Below are 21,504 nucleotides of genomic sequence, written 5' to 3'. Positions count from 1 at the left end.
GGGGCGAGCACTGGGGGCAAGACACTTCGCGCCGACGAGGCGCGCCCGCCTGATTGAACCGGGCGAGCGGACAAAAAAAAGCGGCCCGGAGGCCGCCTGTCGGTGTCACTGATGGGACGTTCGCAGCTTTGCCAGCCGGGTGGCAATGGGTCCGATCGCAAGCCCCAGACCGATGGTGAAAGCAGCGGCAGGAAGAAGAATAAACAGGATACTCTGGGTCACGTTATCCATTGGTTTTCGCCTCCGTCTTGTCCTCAGGATAAGGGATATAAGCCAGAAAAGTCAAAGAAATTGCCTCAAGCGCGGCTCCCAGAAAAAAGCAGGTGACGGCACGCATGGGGGTCAACGGTCCTGTCCCGGAGATGAGTGGGGTCACGATGCCGAGCCCCCACGCGCTGAGGGCGAATGTCTGAAGGACGCTGGCAATCGCCTTATAGCGGTCTTCCTTGTGTTTGGAGCGCTGCGGCGGGGGCAGCAGCGCCATGAGGCGGTCTTTGTTCATCTGGCGCTAGGCTCCTTTTTCCCAGCGTCAAAACGGCACGTCATCGTCAAGATCGTTCCCTGCGGGCGCATCCCAGCCGCCATTGCGGTTTCCGTTGCCAGACGATCCACCTGACCGGCCGCCACTGCTTCCACCAGCAAAGCCGCCCTCGCCCTCATCGCCATTGCCTCGGTTGCTGTCGATCAGCACCAGCTCCCCCCGGAAACGGTCAATGACAACCTCTGTGGTGTAGTGCTCCTGACCGCCCTGATCGGTCCATTTGCGGGTGCGGAGTTCACCTTCGATATAGACCTTGCGACCTTTGCGGAGAAAGCGTTCCGCTACGTCACCAGCCCGCTCATTGAAGATGACGACCCGGTGCCATTCGGTGCGCTCACGACGTTCGCCGCTCTGCCGGTCGTTCCAGGTGTCGGACGTGGCCAGCGTAAAGCTCACGACCTTGGACCCGGACTGCGTATTGCGAACTTCCGGGTCTTTGCCAAGGTTGCCAACGAGAATGACTTTGTTAACGGAACCAGCCATGAGAGCCTCCAAGAATTAGGGAACGTATCGACTGGACTTGTTCGGCGCGATCGCCTCTGTCCATGAATAGATAATAGGTTTTTACTTGGTGACAGTCAACAAAAAACGGCAGAAAACCGCCATTTACGAAGAAATAAAGCCGCAGAAATGTGCGATTTACTTGTTGATTGCTCAATAGGTATTTGATGTTTTCCTAGACCCATCCTGCCCGTGCGGCGAGCGCATTGACGGAGACGAGAGTGGAACGACGGTGGCGTTTTCCTGAGCCCATCCTGCCACCGGCCAAGACGGGCGACGGGACAGGCCGTCAAGCCCGGAGCGTCCTGAGCAAGGGGGGCAGGTTTGCGGCTGCTGCGGGGTCGCGTGCGGCCCTGCCAGCAGACGCGGGCCTGACACCTGCCGCCGAGGGATGTGCAGTGGCTTTACGGACTGGCACGGCGACTGTCAGACTGAACGCTGGATGCGAGGCCGCCGTCGTGGAACGTGCCTCCCCGGACGGTCCGCAGGACTGGCCGAGGAGGTTGAGGAGCCGTCTCACGAACAGATCACTCAGACCAGGGCCGGCCGACATTGGAAAAAGACGCGGGCAAGCCGTTACCCGGAAGGGCCGAGACCCGAGGGCTAGACGCCCGGTTGAGGGCGGCTGGACGTCGGGGCTCGGTGGAGCTTGGCGACGCAGGAGCCTAGCGGAATAGAGCGCGCGAACCCTTCAGGGCCGCCCAGATCCTTCTTTTCTTCGTAAGCGTCCGAGAATTACACGATTGACGGCTGCTTCCGCCTCATACAAGCCGTAAAAGCCGAATTAATCCTCTTCGTAAGCGGACATCCAACATAAAGGATACAAACGAAGACTGTATCGACAAGACATCAATCTGGTGGGATCATTTCAGCATGAAAGTTCGTCTGGGTTCGCACTCTCCTGAAGTCGGAGAAAGTCCACAAGGAAGCGTATGATGGCCGCGGGGTCCGCGGGACCGTCATAGGTTGATTCATGCTGATGCCAGGTTGATTGCACTCGGAACGAAGGGCGCTTTACAGGCTGTCCAGCACGACTTGTCCTGAGGCTGCTAATCTGTCGGACCGTTTCAAAACGAGCACAAAAGTCATCGAGAATACGTCGATATTTTGATGAAACTGGTCTGTTGTCGAATGCCACATCAATCGTCAGAACTTGCTTTTGAAGCAGTTCCTGCAAAACAGATCCATTGAGCATGATGCCTTAATCCTGGCTTCTATGTCGTCTGCCTGATCGAGGAACAAACAGGCGTGTGACAGGCTTTTAAAAGTGTCCCGATTTCACGGAGCATTCGCATCAAGGCGCTGAAAAATGTTCTTGAATGACCCTTGTGCCATACCCGGTTGAGATTGCTGTTTCAGCACTGTCTCGTTATGCGCATCGCCAACGACGATAAGTCCGACCATGCCTATGAAATAATGGGGTGAGCACCTGAACCCATAGAGCCCAGACTTATCAAACGTGACAGTCAGATCACGGCTCATTTCGCCACCAAATGGTTTTGCACCGTCGGGCAACATGCCAGGGACTGACTGTGCATTGTGCCCAGAGTCTGTAGCAATAAAATGAACACTGTCACCCGGGGCGATACGGACGAGATCAGGCACAAATCCCGGGCCTCCTGCTGGAGTGTTATTTAGCATCCGGACTTCAACTGTTTTTGCCAAAGTCGTTGCGGGTGCCAAGGACAAGCAGACACCAAGAAATAGTGAGATTTTCATTTTTTTCCTTCAGTCCCCATGATCAGACTGATTATGGGGACCTTTTGTTCTTGTTAGCGTTGCAGATCGAAGCGATCGAGGTTCATGACCTTCGTCCAGGCTTTGACGAAGTCTGCGTAGAATTTCTTTTGGGAGTCTGCAGATGCATAGGCTTCTGCTGTAGCCCGCAATTCTGAGTTCGCTCCAAAGACCAGATCAACATCCGTGGCCGTCCAGCGCTTTGTACCGGTCTTACGGTCAAACCCGTTGTACACTCCGGGTTGGCTAATCGATTTCTCCCAGCGGGTATCCATACTCAGAACGTTGACAAGAAAATCGTTGGTCAACATGCCAGGATGAGCAGTCAGCACTCCAGCAGGGGAATGACCTGAGTTAACGTCGAGCGAACGCATACCACCAAGCAGCACTGTCATTTCCGGGATGGTCAGATCAAGTGTACTGGCTCGATCCACCAGTGCCTCGGTTGGAGACTTCCCGTCAGGTACGCTGCGATAGTAATTACGAAAGGCATCAGCAGTAGGTTCGAGAGCGTTGAACGACTTCACATCCGTATCAGCCTGGGTCGCGTCAACCCGACCCGGGTTGAAAGGAACCTGAAGGGTAACGCCAGCCTGATGTGCAGCATTCTCAAGACCGACGTTTCCTGCCAGAACGATAATGTCAGCGAGAGAAACTTTGCGCCCTCCGTGGTGACCCGCATTGAAATGATCCCGAACACCTTTAAGCTTAGACAGAGCCGCTTTCAGTTCATCTGGATCATTAACCGCCCAGCTATCCTGCGGATCAAGAGCGATCCTTGCCCCGTTGACGCCACCCCGGTGATCGGTCGTTCGATGCGATGCAGCTGCTGCCCATGCTGTTTTGACCATTTCTCGGTTCGAAAGACCGGAAGTTGCAATAGCGTGTTTCAGAGCAGTAATGTCAGCTTGATTAATGGAAGCATAGTCAGCCTGGGGAAGTGGGTCCTGCCACAAGAATGTCTGCCCAGGAACTTCAGACCCAAAATAGCGTGATTTTGGCCCCATATCGCGCACAACCAGCTTGAACCAGGCACGCGCAAACGCATCAGCAAACTGGTTCGGGTTTTTCACCCAACGCTCGATAATCGCCCGATAAGCTGGGTCTGTTTTGAGAGCAATATCAGTCGTGAACATCATCAGCGGATGCATTTTAGCACGATTGGTCGGCTCACTCGCATCAGGCACGATATTTACCGCGTCTTTCGGGATCCATTGTGTAGCACCGGCAGGGCTCTTCGTCTGCACCCAATCATGACCGAGCAGGTTATCCAGGTACTGGGTCGTGAAATGAATGGGATCTGACGACCAGGCGCCTTCAAGCCCACTGGTAACAGCATCAGTGGCTTTGAGATGGCCGGTTGCACAGTTGTTTTTCCAACCAAGCCCCTGCTGTTCGACAGCCGCGCCCTCAGGAGCTGCACCAATACAGGAGGCAGGAGCTGCGCCATGGGCCTTGCCAAAAGTATGACCGCCAGCAATCAAAGCCACAGTCTCCTCATCATCCATGGCCATGCGTCCGAATGCGAGGCGGATCATTTTGGCCGAGAGCACTGGATCAGGGACACCGCCAGGACCTTCTGGATTAACGTAGATCAGCCCTTTGTTCGTAGCCCCGAGTGGCTTCTCCAGATGTGCATTACCACTGGCATCGAATTTGCCCTGAACAGCAGATTTTGCAGGGAAGAACGTGGTGCCGGGGCCCCAGTACACTTTCTCAGACTGCCAGTCATCAGGACGACCGCCAACAAAGCCAAGTGTCTTGAAACCCATTGACGTTAATGCAACGTCCCCCGTCAGGACAATCAGATCACCCCACGAAAGCTTTTCACCGTATTTCTGTTTGATCGGCCATAGGAGACGGCGTGCTTTATCCAGACTTGCGTTATCTGGCCAGCTGTTGAGTTCAGCAAAACGTTGTTGAGCGCCTTCTTCGCCACCACGCCCATCAAGAACGCGATATGTGCCTGCATTGTGCCAGGCAAGGCGAATGAAAAAGGGACCGTAATTTCCATAATCGGCCGGCCACCAGTCCTGCGATGTCGTGATGACTTTCAGAATGTCTTTACGCACCGCAGTCAGATCCAGAGTCTGAAACTTCTTGTGATAGTCCTGACGGTATGCCGGACCGTAAGGATTGGACGCAGTATCCTGAAACCGTAAAGGTTCGAGTTCCAGACTTGTTGGCCAATAGAACTGGTTGGATTTTTCTACCCCATCTGCTTGTGCTGAAGCAGAAATAGATCCAAGGACAGTTCCGGCTAAAATAAAAGCCATAAAACGTCGCGTCATCATTTATAATCTCCTAAACCGAATACAATATGACCAGGTTGGATGCCTAGGCACTTAGGGGCATTCAGATAGGGATCTTCTTATGATCTGAATCAAAGATATAAAATCAGTTTGATTTTATATCTCTTATAGGTAATCGTCGCCGCATAAAGAACAGTCCATCCTGTGAGAACGTTTTGAACAATTCGGTTAGATCTGCGTTCTCAAAAAAGGCCATACGCACGTGCATGTGGACAGAAACGATGAGCGACCTGTCGGTGGTGCGAAAAAGACGATACGGTCCGGTGCTGAGTTTTGAACGCTCATACAATTGTAGGAAAATTTCACCATGGCATCCCACAATCCATTACATACAACAGACTCTGGCATTCCTGTTTCGAATGACGAACATTCACTCACGGTGGGGTCAGATGGTCCCATTCTGCTGCATGATCATTATCTGATTGAACAGATGGCAGCATTTAACCGTGAAATGATTGCTGACCGTCAGCCGCACGCCAAAGGTGGTGGCGCTTTTGGTCGGTTTGAAGTCACGCACGATGTCAGTCGCTATACATCTGCAAGCTTTCTGCAACCAGGGGCAACAACAGAGGTCGTGGCCCGGTTTTCAACGGTGGCGGGCGAGGCTGGAAGTCCAGATACCTGGCGCGATCCGCGCGGATTTGCTCTGAAATTCTATACGGACGAAGGAAATTTTGACATGGTCGGCAATAACACGCCGATTTTTTTCCTCCGCGATCCCCTGAAGTTCCAGCATTTTATTCATTCGCAAAAACGTCGCGCCGATAGTGGCCTACGTGATAATGACATGCAGTGGGATTTCTGGACGCTGAGCCCCGAAAGTGCGCATCAGGTCACATGGCTGATGGGGGATCGTGGTATCCCGGCAAGCTGGCGCCATATGGATGGCTTCTCGAGCCATACTTACATGTGGGTCAACTCAAGTGGAGAGCGCTTCTGGGTAAAATACCACTTCAAAACTGATCAGGGCATCAAGTGCCTGACGCAGGAGCAGGCAGGGCATCTTGCTGGGGCGGACGCCGATTATCATCGACGTGATCTCCATATGGCTATCAAGCGTGGCGAGCATCCGAGCTGGACGCTCAAAATGCAGATTATGCCTTATGAAGATGCCAAGACCTATCACATCAATCCGTTTGATCTGACCAAAGTCTGGCCGCAAGCCGAATACCCGCTCATTGAGGTTGGCAAACTCATTCTTGACCGCAATCCAACAGATTTTCATTCCCAGATCGAGCAGGTTGCGTTTGAACCGAACAATTTCGTTCCAGGAACAGGTTTATCTCCGGATAAAATGCTACTGGGGCGCTCCTTCGCTTATGCCGATGCCCATCGGGCTCGGCTTGGAGTGAATTACAAGCAGATTCCGGTTAATGCCCCCAAATGTCCGGTGCACGGTTACACAAAGGGCGGAGCTATGCGGATCCGTAACGCGCAAGACCCCGTTTACGTGCCTAACTCAAAGGGAGGTCCTGTCGCCGATCCGCAAAAATTTCCCGAAAATGCAGTCTGGGCGGCAGACGGCGAATTCGTTCGGGCAGCGTATACCTTGCGTCCTGATGATGGGGACTTCAATCAGGCCAATGTTCTGGTCAACCGCGTCATGGATGATGCGGCTCGTGATCGACTGGTAAGCAATATTGTTGGACATATTTTACAGGGCGTTGAAGAGCCTGTTTTATCTCGGGTTTTTGAATACTGGTCGAATGTCGACACAGCGCTCGGACAACGTGTAAAAAATGGTGTAATGGCTGCTAAAGTATAATTTTACGGAAAGCTCCACAGATACAATAGTGTCTGTAGAGCTAAGTTTTTTTCTTGATTCACGAAATAATAGAAAATTCGTCATGTAGAAGAGAGGCATGTCCATTTTATTGATTTTTCTACTCTAAACCGGACATGCCGCTTCCCCCCCCCAAATTAGGCGTTAGCGCTTTGGGGAAATGGGAGCAGTTCGCTGATACGTGCGGCTGGATGTCCGTCGATCATGCGTGTCAGCACATCGCGCAGCCAGGCAAATGGCTCGATCCCATTGAGCTTGGCTGTCTCGATCAGTGACGCCACGATGGCCCATCGGTTGGCGCCGCCCTCGCTGCCCGCGAACAGAGCATTTTTGCGGCCGAGCGTGACGGGTCGAATGGCCCGTTCCACCGGATTGGTGTCGAGATCTATGCGCCCATCCCCGACAAAGCGCGCGAGATCATCCCAGCGGTTCAACGCATAGCGGATTGCCTCTGCCAGTCTGGCGCGAGAGGGCAGCAAAGCCAGTTTTTGTCGGAGCCAGAGTTCCAGCGCCTCAACACGCGGTCGACTGTGTTCCTCCCGAAAGGTCTTGCGTTGATCGGGCGGCAAACCCTGGAGTGTGGCCTCAATATCGTAGAGTGCCCGGATCTGCACCAAAGCCTCGGTTGCGATTGGTGATCCGGTCTGGTGCAGCTTATAAAACTTGCGGCGCGTGTGCGCCCAACATGCCGCCAAATGGACTGTTCCGCCCTGTGTCAGCTGCTCAAACCCGGCATAACCGTCGACTTGCAGAACGCCGCGATAGGTCTTCAAATGACCGGCGGGCCAAGCGGACGTGCGATCCGGTGTCGCATAAAACACCACGGCGGGTGGGGCCGCACCGCCAAAAGGACGGTCATCGCGCGTGTAGGCCCAAAGCCGTCCGGTTCGGGTGCGTCCGCGTCCCGGATCAAGGATGGGCAGTGGGGTGTCGTCTGCGAAAACCCGTTCTGCGGCACAGACATGGGTCATCAGCTGGTCGCGCAGCGGGGCCAGCCACCAGGCGGCGGCCTTGACCCAATCGGCCAGCGTGGAACGCGCGAGAGCGACACCGTGACGGGCCAACATCTGGCTTTGGCGATACAGCGGCAGGTGATCGCAATAGCGACTGGTCAGCACATGCGCGATTAGACCCGGAGTGGCGAGACACCCTTCGGCGATGCGCTCAGGTGCTGGAGCCTGATGCAGCGTCCCGCAGGCGCGACACGCGCATTTGGGCCGGTTGATCCGCACGACCCGCACCGAGGCCGGAACCCAGTCCAGCATTTCGCTGGTGGTCGTGCCTGCGTCGCACAACGAGCCGCCGCAAGACGGGCAGGCTGTCACGTCAGGCAGGATCGTCACATCCGTGCGCGGCAGGTGCTCTGGCAGGGCTGTGCGATGCGATGGTTTGACGATCGGCGTTGTGTTGCTGATGTCCGATAGTGTCGTGGAGATTGGCGTTATAGGGGACGGTTGGTCAGCATCAGCCTCCAGCGTCAGCAGGAGCTGGTCGGGTTCGAGTGTTTCGGCGCGACGACCGAACCGGGCGCGCTGGAACTCCCGGATGATCTGCCGCAAGCGGTCAATCTCGATCTGTCCCTCATCCACTGCGCCAGCCAGATCCCGCACCAGGGTTTGCAGGGTGATCGGGTCAAACGGCAGGCTGTCGAGGGCGATCCGCATACCTATAAAATGCCAGTTTTCTGCGGGTTTGTACAAGAAAAATCGGCGCGTTTTACCCTGCCATCAGTATGCGTCGCGCGGGGGCCTGTGCCCGCCAGTCCAACCCTTCCAGAAGCATCGACAAACGGGCTGGGGTCAACAGAACTGTCGCCGGTTCTCCGGGGCTGGCCTGTGTGACCGGCCATGTAAAGATCCCCTGATCGAGGCGCTTGGCATACAGACACATGCCATTGCCATCGTGATACAGAAGCTTGATCAGTCCGGCCCTCCGGCCGCGAAACACAAACACATGCCCGCTGAACGGATCCGCCCGCAGCGTCTCCTGTACCAGCACCGACAACCCGTCGATCCCCTTGCGCAGATCGGTATAGCCCAGGGCTACATGAACCCGGACATGGGGTGGCAGGGTGATCATGCCGCAGCCTCGAGCGCATCCGCCAGTCGGGTCATCACGTCAAAGTCGATCGAAGGAGTAACCCGCAGGATACGCCCATTGCGCAGCACGATCTCAATGGGCGCTCCGGGGTTTTGCCTGTCTTTGGAGACAAGCGGGGAGGCTTGTGTTTGGGGCGCCTGTTGTGGCGTGGAAGGGGTGTCGTCGATCTTAACTGCGGCAAATTTCGGCTGACGTGCCAGGGGATCAGCCGGACATTCTGCAATTTGATCTGCGAACTGCTTCTGCCAACGATACAGCACACTGGATGTCAGACCGTTCATTTTGGCATAGCGATCAAGCGACATCCCTGATTGCCGGGCATCGATCAGAAGCGCCAAACTCTCTTCGGGCGTCCATGTCTTACGCACCCGGACGGCCAGAAGACTTTTCAGATCCCCGACGGGGACGGCAAGATCCGCCCTGGACGAGCCAGAGAATTCCTTAGCCCGTTCTCCTGATGTCCCGTCCGGAATCGACGCCTTGATCGGTGGCGGCCAGACGAAACCAAGCCGGCGCGCCCAGAGCCGAAGAGCTTTGGCGCTGAGACCATGGCGGCTGCAGAAAGCAGTCTGCGTCAGCCCGCTCTCAGCAAACAGGACAAGCCGGTCTCGCCAAACCTCTTCCCGATTCATCATGACACTCCAATACCCGTAGTGAAGACATGATAAGGGCACACCTCACGCAGGATCGCAGCGTGTCATCTCCGGACGCTTACTTTTCTTCTGCCCTTCACATCACCCACGAGTCAGTATCGAAGAAAGAAAACACATTATCCCCTCTCTCCTGCTCTGCCTTCTTCCATCTCCTCCTCAGCACCTTCTGCTCCTGACGGGCCTTGCGCCTTTTCTTCTCGTCAGCCTTCCAGCAGTCCCGCAGGACAGCACGCAGTTCAGGACACTGTGCGCTGATCTGTCCATAGGCCTGACGCCGGAACCGGGCCACGCCGCCGAAACGGTCGATACCTGTCAGCATGGTACTCCTGCCGATCCCCGGATAGAAGATCACGCCGAGGCCATCCTGCGCGGCGGGTGTTGAGGGCGGTCGGAGGAACAGGGTGGCGAAGCCATCCGAGGTCTGAACCCATCCGGGCGCTGGCCCACCCAGTTGCCGCAACGGCATCAGGTCAAAGTCCGGGCAGTTCTCGGCTATGGCTGCCGTGAGAGGCGGAGACCTGTGCCAGAAGCTGGCGCTACAGCCCGGCCAGTCTTTTGAGGCGTCGGTCGGAAACAGGATTCCGAAAACGGTGATCAGATCAGCCTCATAGACAAGCTGACCGCCCTGCCATTTGGCAAGGCCCGGATCATCGAAGCAGTCGAAATACTCCATGCCCCGGATACTGACGTCGGGATACTCGTCAGAAAGCCCGTCTCCGTGACGGAGGAAGGACGTGCCGATGCCGTTTTCGAGGGTCATCACCAGTGTGGTGTCGTTCTCCCACGCCATCTGGTCCGGTGCGCAGGTCCGGTAGGCGCGCTCTTCGGCGATCTGGCGCAGACGATCCTGCGGGCCGGTGAGTGTGAAGACTGTTGTGACGGCAGTAGCCACGGAAAACATCCTTTTCTTTTTTCAGATGCTTCCCCGCGAGGCGCAGACGGCTGGACGGGACAATGGCGCGCCCTCCAGGGCGCGGGCCGCGTACGGCCGAACCATTGTGGCGGCCAGACGGCCTGTGGCGACTGGACTTCCTTTTCTTGCCCCTTCCCTGCCTGTCCCCACCTGCAACTCCTGTAACCGTCATCTGTTTCTATGGATGTTCAACGATCCGGCCTTGCCGGAGCCTATTGAGAAACAGGATGCTTTTATGAAAACCTCCCTGATGATTGCCGCTGCTGCCGGACTTCTGGGAACAACACTTGCATCCGCCCAGGCAGAGCCGGGTGGATGCCTCAAGTACGGTGCCGCAGGCGCCGTAGGTGGCCATGTTGCCAACCATCATGGTGTTCTGGGCGCCACGGGCGGATGCATCACCGGTATGTACGTCCGACATGAATATCGGAAGGAAGCACGTCAGAAGGCGGCGCTTTATGACAAGGATCATCCAGGAGCCAAAGGCTCCTATGAAGAGAAGGCCACGGCCTATGACGTGGAGCATTCCACAAAGCCGGGTCAGATGAATGGGACTGCTGCCGAAGCGCCGAGCGGTCAGCCGCAGTAAACGCCACTCTCCCGTATGGGATCAGAAAGGCCGGGCTTTGCCCCGGCTTTTTTTGTCTTCTTTTTCTGCTTTGGCGCTGCTGGATGAGTTTCTGGGTACCGGTCCGTAAGAGCACTGTCCCTCAGCGTATAAGTCGCAGGCCGAACGCCTAGTCTTACCCTCAGTACAGATACAGGGAAGAACAGGATGACGATTTATTCTCACAAACGGGAATACCAGCAGTGGTTCGCCTGAGGCTGAGGCCCCGGGGTGGGCCTTCGCGCGTTGAGCGGAGCGACGACGCGCACGCGGCCTGGAAGAGCCTTCAGGCAGAACTCAAAGGCGCGAAAGGCGAAGACAGGATCCGAACCCTCCTGAACGAACTCGGACAGCCCAGTCTCCACGACGTTCATCTACCTAAAGCCTCGGGGGAAGGCACAACCCAGATCGACCATCTCGTCCTATTGCCCCGTGCCCTCATGGTCATCGAGACCAAGCACTATGCGGGCCATCTGAGCGGGCATCCAAATGACGAATACTGGCGCCAACGTTTAGGCAAAGAAGAAGAGGGCCGGCTGATCTACAGCCCTCTGCGCCAGAATGCGGGCCATTGCGCAGCCGTCCGCGCTGTGACGTCACAGGCCTGTCTGGATGTGGAGATCCTGAATCGCGTGGTCCTGACAGGGCGCGCTAGCGTCAGCCCGGCCCTTCAGGCCTGTGTCAGAACCCCGAACGCCCTCGCCGACGAACTGCGACACAACTGCGGAGAGGCGTCAGGACTGATGATGGGCTTGTGGCAGAGGATCGTGCGCGTCGCCCATCACACAAAGAGATAGGCGATAGCGTCTTATTCCACGGCAATACCGATGGCGGCCGCTGTATACCGGGTTGTCGGAAGGATCTGGACAACCACCTCCCCGCTAACGTCGGAGAGATAGAGAAGCCCGTCTTTCGGGCAGCCCAAAGGGCGCCCATCAGGATCGAGCACCAGGCGAAGGCTGGTGATCGGGCTGACTTCATAAACATGATGCTCGTCCCAGGAGACGAAAGCATGAATCCGCCCTTTTTCGGCCACCGTATGCAGCGTTCCCGGGAGAATACCTCGGGTTTTCTGCTTCAAACGCTCTGACATGAACTGACCAACAGCCTCTTTCTGCTGCTCGGTCAGGCTCTCATATGTGCAGGGGGCGGGATAGATCGGTTCACCAGTCACGCGGCCAGTCCTTCCTTGCTGAGATGGATAAGGAAAGCCACAGAGGGGCCTCCCTTATCGAGACAGGTCAGTGTTTTGCCGACGCCTGGCGTTGCTCGTCAATAAAGTCCGTGACGTCTTTCAGGACGCCATCCGGAATTTCCTCACCGTCATCAAGATCGACTTCCAGACCTTCAGCCGGTGCCTCCGTGCTGCCAGCCGACAGGCCCAGGCAGAGATCCGGATCTTCAGGATCGTAATCGACCCTGACGGCCCAGCCATCCGATAGAAATACGAAATCGCTGAGCAGTCCGTCATCCTCAAGATCGTCGTCGTGCTCCTCCTCGGCCTCGGACGGCAGATCGGAGGCCTTGCAGACACCCGCATACAAGCCAGGAAAGGCCGTGTTCAGCGCATCCACAACCTGCTGGGTCTGCGGGCGAAAAGGTCCGGTCTTTGAGACAGGCATCGCATCACACATCAGTTCAGCTTCCAGCAGGTGGACGTCACATGCTGACTGAATGTCAGACGCGTATTGCCATTGTGATCACCGATCAGCTCGCACCGCACCCAGGTGTAGGGTCGTGCCGGGCCATTGTCCTTCTGAAGGATCAGGATGTTGCCTTCCTCGCCCGCGCTGGAATGGATGAGGTAATTTTTGTTCAGAAGATCCTGAAGACTGTCAGGGACGACTTCAAATGCGGTCGCGACAGAGGCCGTATGGCCTTTGCCCGACAGGTTGGGTGTCGCAGGCCCCATACTCCCGAGCGCGGGATCGAGGGCAAAAGCTGGCGAAAGAGCAGCGGCCGTGAGGCCGGCTGCCAGGGCAAGAGAAGAAAAATAACGGGTCACGGCCGATCCTTACGGTTCATTGGATCTGAAAAGATCGCTTTACCCCGCAAAGGTAAAGACCGCTTCTGCGACTTCCTAAAAGAGATTCAGACCCTTGCAGGGCGTCCGCGACGCTTCTGTGGGATCTGACGCACGGGAATCTCTGGTTCTTCTGGCTCGGAAGCCGGATTGCTCCGACCGCCCTTCGTAGCCCCCAGACCGATCTTGTGAGCCAGATCCGTGCGGTGACGGGAGTAAGCAGGCGCGGTCATGGGATAGTCAGAGGGCAGTCCCCATTTGGCGCGATATTCATCCGGAGTCAGATTGTATGCGCTCATGAGATGCCGTTTGAGAAGCTTCAGCTTCTTTCCGTCTTCGAGACAGACGATGTAGTCCTCAAACACAGACCGCTTCGGATTGACGGCCGGGACCAGCTCGACTGGCTCTGGCTCCGGCGCCTGACCGGCCGACGCCAGGGCTGTATGGACAGTCCGGATCAGCTCGGGAATCTGCTCTACCGGTACCTCATGAGCACTGACGTAGCTTTCGACAATATCGGCCGTTAGATGACGGAAATCTGTTTCAACGTCTGTGGTCATTTCAAATGCCTTTTTCAAATTTTGACTGTGTAGAGTGTCTGTCTATACGCAAGATAACATGACAGGTCACTGAGGTCGCGTCGCTCGCGGCATAGGAGCCGGGGCAACACCTCGTCCCAGATGACGGTGCTCGGAGCAATAGTGCGTATCGCCTTTCGGTCCGGTGAACCCGAAAGCCGCCCCCTTCCCGCAAACCTCGCAGTCATAAAGCCAGCCAGACTTCGTCCTGGGCCGCTGAGAGATGTAAGGCCTGTCGTCAGGACTGTGATGATCGGACATCCCTTAAAACCCCATGGCATCAAGAGCGGCCGCCGTGTGCCGGAACCGGCCCCCTGTCTCTCTTCTCTTCGATTGCCCCTGCTGGCGCAGCCAGCCCGTCACGCGATGCTCGGCTGGGATTTCCTCAATGAAGCCTGACGGCCTCGCTGAAACACCCTGACGATAGCCGACACTGCTGATCGTGGCCTGCTGCATGGCACGGGTCAGGGACACATAAGCCAGACGGCGCTCTTCCTCATAATTGCGCTCGCCCATCCCCGGAAAGACTGTCTCTTCCCAGGCTGGCAGGAAGACGTGGGGAAACTCCAGACCCTTGGCGCGGTGCATGGTCATAAGCTGCACCCGATCGCGCCCACGCTCATTCGGTGAGGCCGTGGCCAGGGCTGCGTGCTCCAGAAGATCCTGAAGCCGGGTAAAGCCCTCGGCCAGCCCGACCAGCTCGGACAGGTTCTGCAAGGCCGTCTCCCCCTCTTCGGATGCGGCCTCCCGCCACATCGTATAATAGCCCGTCTCTTTCAGGAGCGTATCGAGACGATCGCAAAGCCGCATGTCCGGGATCTGCCCGATCCGGGAGACCGCCTCACGGAAGGCAAGCAGGCTGTCACGCACCTTAGCGGGAAGCGTTGCCGTGGTGACGGCCGCACACAGGCTGAGGCCGCGATCCTGCGCTTCCTGCTCGATCTGGCCAAGCGCCTTGGCGCCAAGGCCTCGCCTGGGCACATTGGCCACGCGCCGGAACGCCTCATCGGACTGGCGACTGTCCGGACAGGCCGCCAGCATCAGGAAAGCGAGCGCGTCCTTCACCACGGCGCGATGATAGAAGCCGACATCGCCGATGATCTCGTAGGGGATACGCGCCTTGAGCAGCGCTTCTTCCAGAGAGCGGGACAGACGGTTAATCCGGTAGATCATCGCCATGTCATGCCAGGCCACACCTTCTGCCGCACGACGTCCCATCTCGGCTGCAATCGCGTCAGCTTCATCTGACGCATAATCGTAGCTCAGCACCTCGATCTTCTGACCGTCGCCCTTCTGGGTAAACAAGGTCTTCGGGATCCGGCCCGGGTCTCGCGCGATGATGGCGTTGGCGGCCTGGAGGATATGATGCGTCGAGCGGAAGTTCTCTTCGAGCTTGAAAAGTCTGGCCCCGTCAAACTCCCGAACGAAGTTTCGGATGAAGCCAATTTTGGCCCCACGCCAGGAATATATTGATTGCGAATCATCGCCCACAGCGAAGAGTTCTCGTGAGTATTCAGACATATAGGTGAGCCAGAGCATCTGTGCACGGTTCACGTCCTGAAACTCATCGGCCATCACGGATGTGAAGCGCTGCGACCACCTGTCACGATAGGATCGGTCGTTCATCAGCGCAAGCGTTGGCCACATCAGCAGGTCGGAGAAGTCGGCGGCATTCTGCTCGCGCAGGGTCGCCTGATAGATCTGGTAGAGCCGGACGGCAAACTCCCAGCCTTCGACATCGACCATCTGACGCGCTGCACGGCGGCGCTCGATCAGCCCGCGCACCCAGGCCGGTGCGGCCTCAGGTGTGACGAGGTTCTCCTTCAGATGCCCGATCCGCTCGCCCATTGTCTTGACCTGCCGGACGTCACACTTCTTGCCTGTGTCCGGTTCGGGCACAGTGTCGGGGTCCATGGCCTTCATGAGACGACGGATCAGCGCCGTCGCATCGTCCGCATCGCGGATGTCAAAGCCAGGGTGCAACTGCGCCACCTCAGGCTCCGCCCGGAGCTGCCGCGCGCCGAGGCCGTGAAAGGTGCCAAGCCAGAACGGAGCCTGCCCCTCGCCCAAGACGCCCGTGATGCGCTCGCGCATTTCCTGAGCAGCCTTGTTGGTAAAGGTCACGCACAGGATCTGTGACGGGCGCATCCCATACATCTGGATCCGGCACGCCACACCAGCCGTGAGCGTCTTCGTTTTTCCCGTTCCAGCCCCGGCCAGGACCAGCACGCGGCCAAGCGCCATGGCGGCCTCACGCTGCACCGGGGTCAGCGGATCCAGTACGGGTGCGAGGGTTTGGGGATAGGCGCTCATGCGGGCACCTGCTCAACCGGATAGACTTCAGACGCCACCGGATCCTCAACGGCCACGACATTGCTGCTGTCGGTAAAGAGGGTCAGCGGATGATAGAGATTGAAGCCCTCATGAGGGCCGTCCCACCGTCCGGCAATCACCAGGGCCAGTGCGCGGTTCAGGCCGCTGCCCAGCCACACAAGCTGATGCGGGACCGGCATCTCCGGCGCTTCAGGATCCGTACAGCCGAGGCGGCGCGCATGATCCATCCAGATCGCAGAGGCCTTTTCGTGGCCCAGCATGTTGAAGGTCAGGCCGCTCTTGAGAACCATCTGGTCGATATGCTGGCAGGCCGTTGATCGTGTGTCGTTATACATCATGACGTCCTCAAAAGCCTTGGGGCAGGCTGACAAAGTGAGCGTTGGGAGTTCAGGTCCGTTCAGACGGACGATCGTGGACTTGCGGGTGAAGACGATCAGCTCGCCGTCGCGGTCCCAGGCATCATTCAGGCGATCACCGCCGATCACGACGCCCTGCACCAGCCCCTCGGGCGTCTGCGCCTCGCAGAAGACCTCAGGAGCAGAGGATCCCACCCCGGCACGCTTCCAGACTTTGATGGCCTCTGTGTCCTGCCGCCACAGGATCAGCGTGACGGCCTGCCAGCTCAGACGGGATTTACTCTGTTTCATGCGGCCACGTCCTGACGGGCGCGGCGCTGCAGGACCGCGTTCCAGTCCTTGTCTCTGGCACTGGGCGAGTAGCGCAGGGGTTTCAGCCCGGCCTCACGGATCATGGGCGCATAGATTTCTTCGTAACGATCACCCTGGGCATCGCAGTCCACGGCAATCATGACACGGCCGCCAGCCTCAATGGTGCCGAGAAGAACACGAAACTCCTCCAGGGCCTCGGGGCTCATGCCGCCACCTGTTGAGACATACAGGCTGGGTTCGAAATTGAACGGGTCCATGGCCGCATAGGACAGCACGTCGATGGCAGACTCACCGATGACCAGACGAACGGGCGTTTCCCCTTTTTCGCCAGTCCTCATCCGAAAGAGCATCTTGCCACCGCCGCCCGAGGAGAAGCCGCGATAGTCCGGCCCGCGCATTTCCATGCCGGTCAGCTCACCGGCATTGTTGCTATGGGCGAACCAGGCCGTGCCCTTCATACCTTCACGCAGGAGACCCTGCTCGATGGCCAGACGCAGGATGCTTTCCGGCAACGCCCGGTCGCGGGTCAGATAGATCCAGGCGGCCGACCCCGGATGGGGAGCCTGACGGTTCTTCCACATATATTTCGGATCACGCGCGGGCTTGCGCTCCTTCGGTTCCGCCACATACTCGGCCCCGCTCGGCGTCAGGCCCAGCATTCCACGGAGTTCAACGCGTGCGTTGCCAAGGGACATTCCCGGATTGAGGAACCGGACCAGGTCGATGACCGAGCCTTTGACGATCGAAGAGGAATTGTGCGGATCCCACCAGCCCTTGCCGCCGTGGGTCACGATGATGCTCTCGCCCTTCTGGCGACGAAAGCGCATGTGACGGGCGGAACTTTCGGACCGGGCGAACCTGTAACCGGCCTGTTCCAGAACAACGATGCAACTGATCTCGTCACGAAACTTCTGGAGTTCGTCGTTCATCTGCTGAGGCGAGTTCTGGTAAGCCATGACGGAAAATCCTCCCGAGCGTCCGTTACTTTCGATCTTTGGAAAGTATAGTAAATCCCCGCGATAATATCCAACAAATACAACGGAATAACGCGGAATATATTTACTTGATTGAATAAAATAGTTCTTGCGTCCAGCGCGCCAAAAACCAGTTTTTCTTGTTCGTCCTGCGGGGGTTTCGGGGGCAGCGCAGCCCCCGGTGTTGCCGCTGAAAGGAGCTGTGTGGAGACGTTTTTCTCGTCCCGTCCTGCCAGGAACACGACAGTTGCGGGCCGAGGGTGTCAGGACCGGAAGACTGCGGATCGGCAAAAGCGGGTTGCGGGCAGCGCGGGACAACGTCCTGCGATGAACGCGGCCCTCTTTTGACGAAAGACGCGGTCTGGAGCCCGAAGGGTTGTCTTGAGACCCTCGGACCGTGACTGTCACACTGATCGCATGACGGCGAGGTCGGAACACAGCTCCGTGCCACCCCGCAAGGGGTGGTTGAAGCGGCAACGTCTGATGGTTCGGCATGAACGGATCCTTCAAGAAGTGTCATCAGTCTGCCCGTGCCATCTGCGACTGAAGCCCTCGGCCTCAGCTTTTTTTGTCTATCCGGCATATGAAGTTGATGGCGACCTGTCGAAATGGCCAAAAGTTACGGGATACCCGTATTTTTCTCTTTGCAATAACTACGGGTATCCCGTATTGTCGTCTCATGGATAACAGGTTTGACCCCGCAAAAGACCTCGCCAACCAAAAAAAGCACAAGCTGTCTCTGGCCTTTGGCGACCGTATTTTCGAGGACGATAATCACCTGATCTTGCCCACCATCCGCATCGAGGATGAGGAGGATCGCTACAAAGTGGTTGGCGTCGTGGGCGAGAAGCTGTGCACCGGTGTGTTTGTCTGGCGGGACGATCTGCCCCGCTTCATTTCCGTGAGAAGGAGCAACAAAGGTGAAGAGAAAGCATATCATTCTGCCTGCTGATCCGGCGGATTCCGAAGACCGTGCGGTATCCACCGAAGGCATGGAGCGTGGGCAAAGAGCGCGGTTGATCCGTAAAACCCGTAACGATCTCGGTTTGTCTCAGGTCGAATTTGCCAGCCGTTTCCGCGTCCCTGTCGGCACGTTACGTGACTGGGAACAGGCACGGGCGATGGCCCCCGACTTCGCTGTAGCCTACGTCCGGGTCATCGGACGTCACCCCGATATGGTAGCTCAGGCAGTGGCCTGAGCTACCTTCACAACGAGCCGGGGATTCAGCCCATCAACCCCAAACGCCGGATAGCCTTTTTTTCGAAGACTCGATGTCGGCCATCCCGTCTTCGTCCTTCTTCGTCTGCCCTTTCTGTCGCTCCAGGTCCGCCAGTGTGCGTCTCACGGCCTGTGAGAACCGCGTTTTTCCTTCCCAGAAACGGCGTGAGTACGCGCGGCGGTCCACCGTCGCCGTCCTCATGCCACACCTTCCGGACGATCGAGACTGTCCAGGAGCTTCTCCTGCGAGCGGCGGCGCAGCGTCGCGGCCTTGCGGCGGAAACCGGCCGTCAGCCGCGATGGCAGCATGAGGGACTGATCCGTGTCTTCCAGGAGCACGGCCTCAGCCATGAGGCGGACACTCAGGGCGCGCGCCTGACTGCGAGGGACTGTGAGGGGAGCGGGCGTCGAATAGAACATAAAACCTCCTGAGACCCGCCTCTTTCAGGAAGCGGGTATAAAAAGACCGGCTCCAGGGCCGGTTTGCGTGCGTGTTACGAAGAAAGAGGACGTCAGCGGCCTGTGTCGGTGAGGATCCTCACATCCCCGTCCTGGGCGCTCACGACGATCTCGGGTTCAGGCGGCCCCTGATCGGTACCCGGGCGGACTTCGTAAGCGCCGCGTACGAACACGAGCTGGCCCTTGCGGGCGCGTCGCTCCAGAAGATCTGTCAGAAAGTCGTTGTGGCAGACGATCCTGTGCCACACCGTCTGCGGGACGCGGCGACCGGTGTGTGTGTCGGTGCGGTGGCTGTCCGTCGCCAGACGGAAAAGGGCCACGCGGTGTCCGTCCTGTCCTGTGCGGATCTCAGGATCCGCGCCAAGGTTGCCAATGACGATGGCAAGGCTGAGGGTCTGAGCCATTGCTCTGTCCTTTTCTCTGGCCCGTGTCAGAAAAGCTCGGCCTGCACGGGCGCGGCAGGGAGAGGCTGGTGTTCGGATGGCAGGGATATCCGGAAGCGCTGTGCCAGACGGACCAGATCGGCCCGGTCGCGTGCCTCCTGCTCGGCGGCAAGGGCGCGCGTGTAAGCGTCGATCAGCCCGCTGCCGATGATGCGGTTGCGGATGTCGCGTTCGACGTCCGACCAGGTCCAGGCCGGATCGCCATAACAGCGGTACAGGGCGATGCCACGCAGGAAGCCCAGACGCGCCTGTGTTGTGGAGAACTGTGCGCCCCAAAAGCCGTGGATGTCGTAATGGGCGATATGCCCGAACATCTGGCTCAGGCGGTTGTACAGTGTGCGGTTCCACGCGCTCTGCGGAAACCCGCGTGCGATGAAGGACAGGAGCGCGTTGCCGATTTTCGCTTTCTCGGCCGTGTCACTGAACTGCGTCGCGGTGAGGCCCTGAGGCTGGATCGGAGGCCGTCGCAGCGACGGACACGCGATGGACGCTGGCTCCGGGCCGTTCATGACCGCACCTCGCGGGCGAGCATCGCCTCGACCTTGGCGAGGTAGGCTTTGAACGGCGTCTCCTCAGGGATCATCCTGATCCACTGCTCGGTACCGAGGGATCCCTTCCACCGGGCCTCGCAGAAGCCCTCGGGATGATCGCTCCCACGCTCGGGTGTCACAGACACGAGAAAGGAGGCTTCCGGGTAGTCGTCGTGCAGGCGTGCACCGTATTCGGCTACTGCCGCCCGGATTTCCGCAAGGTCAGCCGCTTTGATCCGTGTCTGTCGGTAGCGGTCAGGGGACGAACAGGAGATGAGGCTCCCGTGAGAGGCCGCAGGGATGGCAGCCAGAGTGTATGTCGGCATGGTGATCTCCACACAGGACAGGGCCGCCCGTCAGGGCGGCTGATCTCGGATCGGTCAGAGAAAGGCGGGAAGCACCACCACCAGAACGATGAAGGCTGCGAACAGCGCGACGCCCGCTACGAACCCTGCGAGTTCGAGCCATTCCGTGCGGTTGCGGGGACGCAGATCGGAAAAGTCGGCCATGTCATTCTCCTGTTTTCTTTCATGACCTCTTCCGGCGACCGCAGCGGAGACTGGCTGGCAAAGGCGCTGCAACGCAGCGGGATCGGACGACCCGCAGCGCAGCGAGGACACGGCCGACCCACCCTTTGCCAGACAGGCTCCGGTGTGGTGCCTGCCCTCTCCTTCTCCCCCTTCCCCCTTTTTCTTTTCCCGTCTCCTACTGCGCGAGATTGGCGACCTGCCGCGCCAGGCGGGCACAGAGCGCGCGCGTTACGGAATCGTCCTCGTCCACAACCGCACCGGTCAGGACGGGAAGAAGGCGGCGCGCTTCAGGTGCCGAGAGATCCAGATGCCAGCACGCGCCGATCTGCGTGGCCACCGCATCCGGCTGATCGACCGGGCGGACGGACACCGAGACTTCATTTCCGTCCACGTCTCCGGGTTCGAGAACGGTCTTCTGACCGTCTGGCAGGCGAACCGGGCGCAGCCCGCTCTCGTTCGGCTCGTCGGCCGTCGCGTCCAGCACAAGCTGACCGGCTGCCTCGGCCGTCTCGGCCTCGACGTGAAAGTTGACGCGATCGGAGAGAAGCTGGCGCTCGCTGAGCGTCACAATAAAAACGGGCATGTCAGGGCTCCGGAAC

At 58.1% G+C, this 21,504-nt stretch carries 27 protein-coding genes; 5 read left to right on the top strand and 22 right to left on the bottom strand.

Translation table 11 applies throughout. The features are described from left to right. Window positions 1-105 precede the first annotated feature (105 nt). The 5 genes from ABDK74_RS14505 to katG form a co-directional block, all read right to left on the bottom strand. The gene (locus tag ABDK74_RS14505) at window positions 106-231 is read right to left on the bottom strand and encodes a hypothetical protein (protein WP_255308585.1); all 126 of its coding nucleotides are present in this window, start codon (window positions 229-231) and stop codon (window positions 106-108) included. Next, the gene (locus ABDK74_RS14500; protein ID WP_010505526.1) at window positions 224-502 is read right to left on the bottom strand and encodes a hypothetical protein; all 279 of its coding nucleotides are present in this window, start codon (window positions 500-502) and stop codon (window positions 224-226) included. The genes ABDK74_RS14505 and ABDK74_RS14500 overlap by 8 nt, the downstream gene beginning before the upstream one ends. A gap of 27 nt (window positions 503-529) precedes the next feature. Next, window positions 530-1,024 carry a single-stranded DNA-binding protein gene (ssb, locus tag ABDK74_RS14495; protein ID WP_346004402.1) on the bottom strand — a complete coding sequence of 165 codons (495 nt, stop codon included), beginning with the start codon at window positions 1,022-1,024 and terminating at the stop codon, window positions 530-532. Window positions 1,025-2,320: 1,296 nt separating this feature from the next. Beyond that, complete coding sequence (locus ABDK74_RS14490; RefSeq protein ID WP_346004401.1) at window positions 2,321-2,761, bottom strand: pseudoazurin; 441 nt, start codon at window positions 2,759-2,761, stop codon at window positions 2,321-2,323. Between the two features lie 53 nt (window positions 2,762-2,814). Beyond that, a complete protein-coding gene (gene katG, locus ABDK74_RS14485; RefSeq protein WP_346004400.1) occupies window positions 2,815-5,073 on the bottom strand; it encodes a catalase/peroxidase HPI in 2,259 nt (752 codons plus the stop codon). Window positions 5,074-5,398: 325 nt separating this feature from the next. Between katG and ABDK74_RS14480 the strand changes: the two genes are divergently transcribed. Next, entirely contained in the window at window positions 5,399-6,856 is a 1,458-nt protein-coding gene (locus ABDK74_RS14480; protein WP_346004399.1) for a catalase, read from the top strand. Between the two features lie 155 nt (window positions 6,857-7,011). On the opposite strand, the gene tnpC is transcribed toward ABDK74_RS14480, so the two are convergent. The 4 genes from tnpC to ABDK74_RS14460 form a co-directional block, all read right to left on the bottom strand. Beyond that, entirely contained in the window at window positions 7,012-8,538 is a 1,527-nt protein-coding gene (gene tnpC / locus ABDK74_RS14475; protein WP_346004398.1) for an IS66 family transposase, read from the bottom strand. Window positions 8,539-8,590: 52 nt separating this feature from the next. Continuing rightward, a complete protein-coding gene (tnpB, locus tag ABDK74_RS14470; protein WP_346004397.1) occupies window positions 8,591-8,953 on the bottom strand; it encodes an IS66 family insertion sequence element accessory protein TnpB in 363 nt (120 codons plus the stop codon). Further along, window positions 8,950-9,609 carry an IS66 family insertion sequence element accessory protein TnpA gene (gene tnpA, locus ABDK74_RS14465; protein ID WP_346004396.1) on the bottom strand — a complete coding sequence of 220 codons (660 nt, stop codon included), beginning with the start codon at window positions 9,607-9,609 and terminating at the stop codon, window positions 8,950-8,952. Before tnpA ends, tnpB begins: the two co-directional genes overlap by 4 nt. A gap of 94 nt (window positions 9,610-9,703) precedes the next feature. Further along, window positions 9,704-10,528, bottom strand: coding sequence for a hypothetical protein (locus ABDK74_RS14460; RefSeq protein ID WP_346004395.1), 825 nt, complete (start codon window positions 10,526-10,528; stop codon window positions 9,704-9,706). 247 nt (window positions 10,529-10,775) lie between these two features. Here ABDK74_RS14460 and ABDK74_RS14455 point away from each other — a divergent pair, with 247 nt between their 5' ends. Together ABDK74_RS14455 and ABDK74_RS14450 are read left to right on the top strand one after the other, a co-directional pair. Then, complete coding sequence (locus ABDK74_RS14455; protein ID WP_194255956.1) at window positions 10,776-11,129, top strand: hypothetical protein; 354 nt, start codon at window positions 10,776-10,778, stop codon at window positions 11,127-11,129. A gap of 221 nt (window positions 11,130-11,350) precedes the next feature. Then, window positions 11,351-11,944 (top strand): nuclease-related domain-containing protein, encoded by a 594-nt coding sequence (locus tag ABDK74_RS14450; protein ID WP_346004394.1) that lies wholly within the window; start codon window positions 11,351-11,353, stop codon window positions 11,942-11,944. 11 nt (window positions 11,945-11,955) lie between these two features. Here ABDK74_RS14450 and ABDK74_RS14445 read toward each other — a convergent pair whose 3' ends face one another. The 7 genes from ABDK74_RS14445 to ABDK74_RS14415 form a co-directional block, all read right to left on the bottom strand. Further along, window positions 11,956-12,321, bottom strand: a complete 366-nt coding sequence (locus ABDK74_RS14445) for a hypothetical protein (RefSeq protein WP_194260269.1) — start codon at window positions 12,319-12,321, stop codon at window positions 11,956-11,958. 67 nt (window positions 12,322-12,388) lie between these two features. Next, window positions 12,389-12,781, bottom strand: a complete 393-nt coding sequence (locus ABDK74_RS14440; RefSeq protein ID WP_062501815.1) for a hypothetical protein — start codon at window positions 12,779-12,781, stop codon at window positions 12,389-12,391. Further along, a complete protein-coding gene (locus ABDK74_RS14435; RefSeq protein WP_061500330.1) occupies window positions 12,781-13,152 on the bottom strand; it encodes a hypothetical protein in 372 nt (123 codons plus the stop codon). Before ABDK74_RS14435 ends, ABDK74_RS14440 begins: the two co-directional genes overlap by 1 nt. An 86-nt stretch (window positions 13,153-13,238) precedes the next feature. Continuing rightward, on the bottom strand, window positions 13,239-13,730 hold the full coding sequence (locus ABDK74_RS14430) for a MucR family transcriptional regulator (RefSeq protein ID WP_346004393.1): 492 nt from the start codon (window positions 13,728-13,730) through the stop codon (window positions 13,239-13,241). A gap of 282 nt (window positions 13,731-14,012) precedes the next feature. After that, window positions 14,013-16,061, bottom strand: coding sequence for a UvrD-helicase domain-containing protein (locus tag ABDK74_RS14425; RefSeq protein ID WP_346004392.1), 2,049 nt, complete (start codon window positions 16,059-16,061; stop codon window positions 14,013-14,015). After that, window positions 16,058-16,729: a hypothetical protein gene (locus tag ABDK74_RS14420; RefSeq protein ID WP_061500337.1), complete on the bottom strand. Its 672-nt coding sequence runs from the start codon at window positions 16,727-16,729 to the stop codon at window positions 16,058-16,060. The genes ABDK74_RS14425 and ABDK74_RS14420 overlap by 4 nt, the downstream gene beginning before the upstream one ends. After that, window positions 16,726-17,706 (bottom strand): DUF3991 and TOPRIM domain-containing protein, encoded by a 981-nt coding sequence (locus ABDK74_RS14415; RefSeq protein WP_346004391.1) that lies wholly within the window; start codon window positions 17,704-17,706, stop codon window positions 16,726-16,728. The genes ABDK74_RS14420 and ABDK74_RS14415 overlap by 4 nt, the downstream gene beginning before the upstream one ends. 610 nt (window positions 17,707-18,316) lie before the next feature. Between ABDK74_RS14415 and ABDK74_RS14410 the strand changes: the two genes are divergently transcribed. Both ABDK74_RS14410 and ABDK74_RS14405 read left to right on the top strand, forming a co-directional pair. Then, window positions 18,317-18,676: a BrnT family toxin gene (locus tag ABDK74_RS14410; RefSeq protein WP_346004390.1), complete on the top strand. Its 360-nt coding sequence runs from the start codon at window positions 18,317-18,319 to the stop codon at window positions 18,674-18,676. Beyond that, a complete protein-coding gene (locus ABDK74_RS14405; protein ID WP_010505506.1) occupies window positions 18,645-18,923 on the top strand; it encodes a DNA-binding transcriptional regulator in 279 nt (92 codons plus the stop codon). Before ABDK74_RS14410 ends, ABDK74_RS14405 begins: the two co-directional genes overlap by 32 nt. Window positions 18,924-19,141: 218 nt before the next feature. On the opposite strand, the gene ABDK74_RS14400 is transcribed toward ABDK74_RS14405, so the two are convergent. The 6 genes from ABDK74_RS14400 to ABDK74_RS14375 form a co-directional block, all read right to left on the bottom strand. Further along, window positions 19,142-19,363 carry a hypothetical protein gene (locus ABDK74_RS14400; RefSeq protein WP_061500341.1) on the bottom strand — a complete coding sequence of 74 codons (222 nt, stop codon included), beginning with the start codon at window positions 19,361-19,363 and terminating at the stop codon, window positions 19,142-19,144. Window positions 19,364-19,455: 92 nt separating this feature from the next. Next, window positions 19,456-19,806 (bottom strand): single-stranded DNA-binding protein, encoded by a 351-nt coding sequence (gene ssb / locus ABDK74_RS14395; protein WP_172493778.1) that lies wholly within the window; start codon window positions 19,804-19,806, stop codon window positions 19,456-19,458. Between the two features lie 26 nt (window positions 19,807-19,832). Further along, window positions 19,833-20,354: a hypothetical protein gene (locus ABDK74_RS14390; protein WP_346004389.1), complete on the bottom strand. Its 522-nt coding sequence runs from the start codon at window positions 20,352-20,354 to the stop codon at window positions 19,833-19,835. After that, a complete protein-coding gene (locus ABDK74_RS14385; protein ID WP_346004388.1) occupies window positions 20,351-20,701 on the bottom strand; it encodes a hypothetical protein in 351 nt (116 codons plus the stop codon). The genes ABDK74_RS14390 and ABDK74_RS14385 overlap by 4 nt, the downstream gene beginning before the upstream one ends. 54 nt (window positions 20,702-20,755) lie before the next feature. Continuing rightward, window positions 20,756-20,884 carry a hypothetical protein gene (locus ABDK74_RS14380; protein WP_255308586.1) on the bottom strand — a complete coding sequence of 43 codons (129 nt, stop codon included), beginning with the start codon at window positions 20,882-20,884 and terminating at the stop codon, window positions 20,756-20,758. A gap of 196 nt (window positions 20,885-21,080) precedes the next feature. After that, window positions 21,081-21,488: a hypothetical protein gene (locus ABDK74_RS14375; RefSeq protein ID WP_015074906.1), complete on the bottom strand. Its 408-nt coding sequence runs from the start codon at window positions 21,486-21,488 to the stop codon at window positions 21,081-21,083. Between the last annotated feature and the right edge of the window lie 16 nt (window positions 21,489-21,504).

It is taken from the genome of Gluconobacter sp. OJB (assembly GCF_039638275.1).
Lineage (GTDB): Bacteria > Pseudomonadota > Alphaproteobacteria > Acetobacterales > Acetobacteraceae > Gluconobacter > Gluconobacter cerevisiae.
The sequence above is the reverse complement of the archived record's forward strand: the minus strand, read 5'-3'. Positions and strand labels throughout refer to the sequence as shown.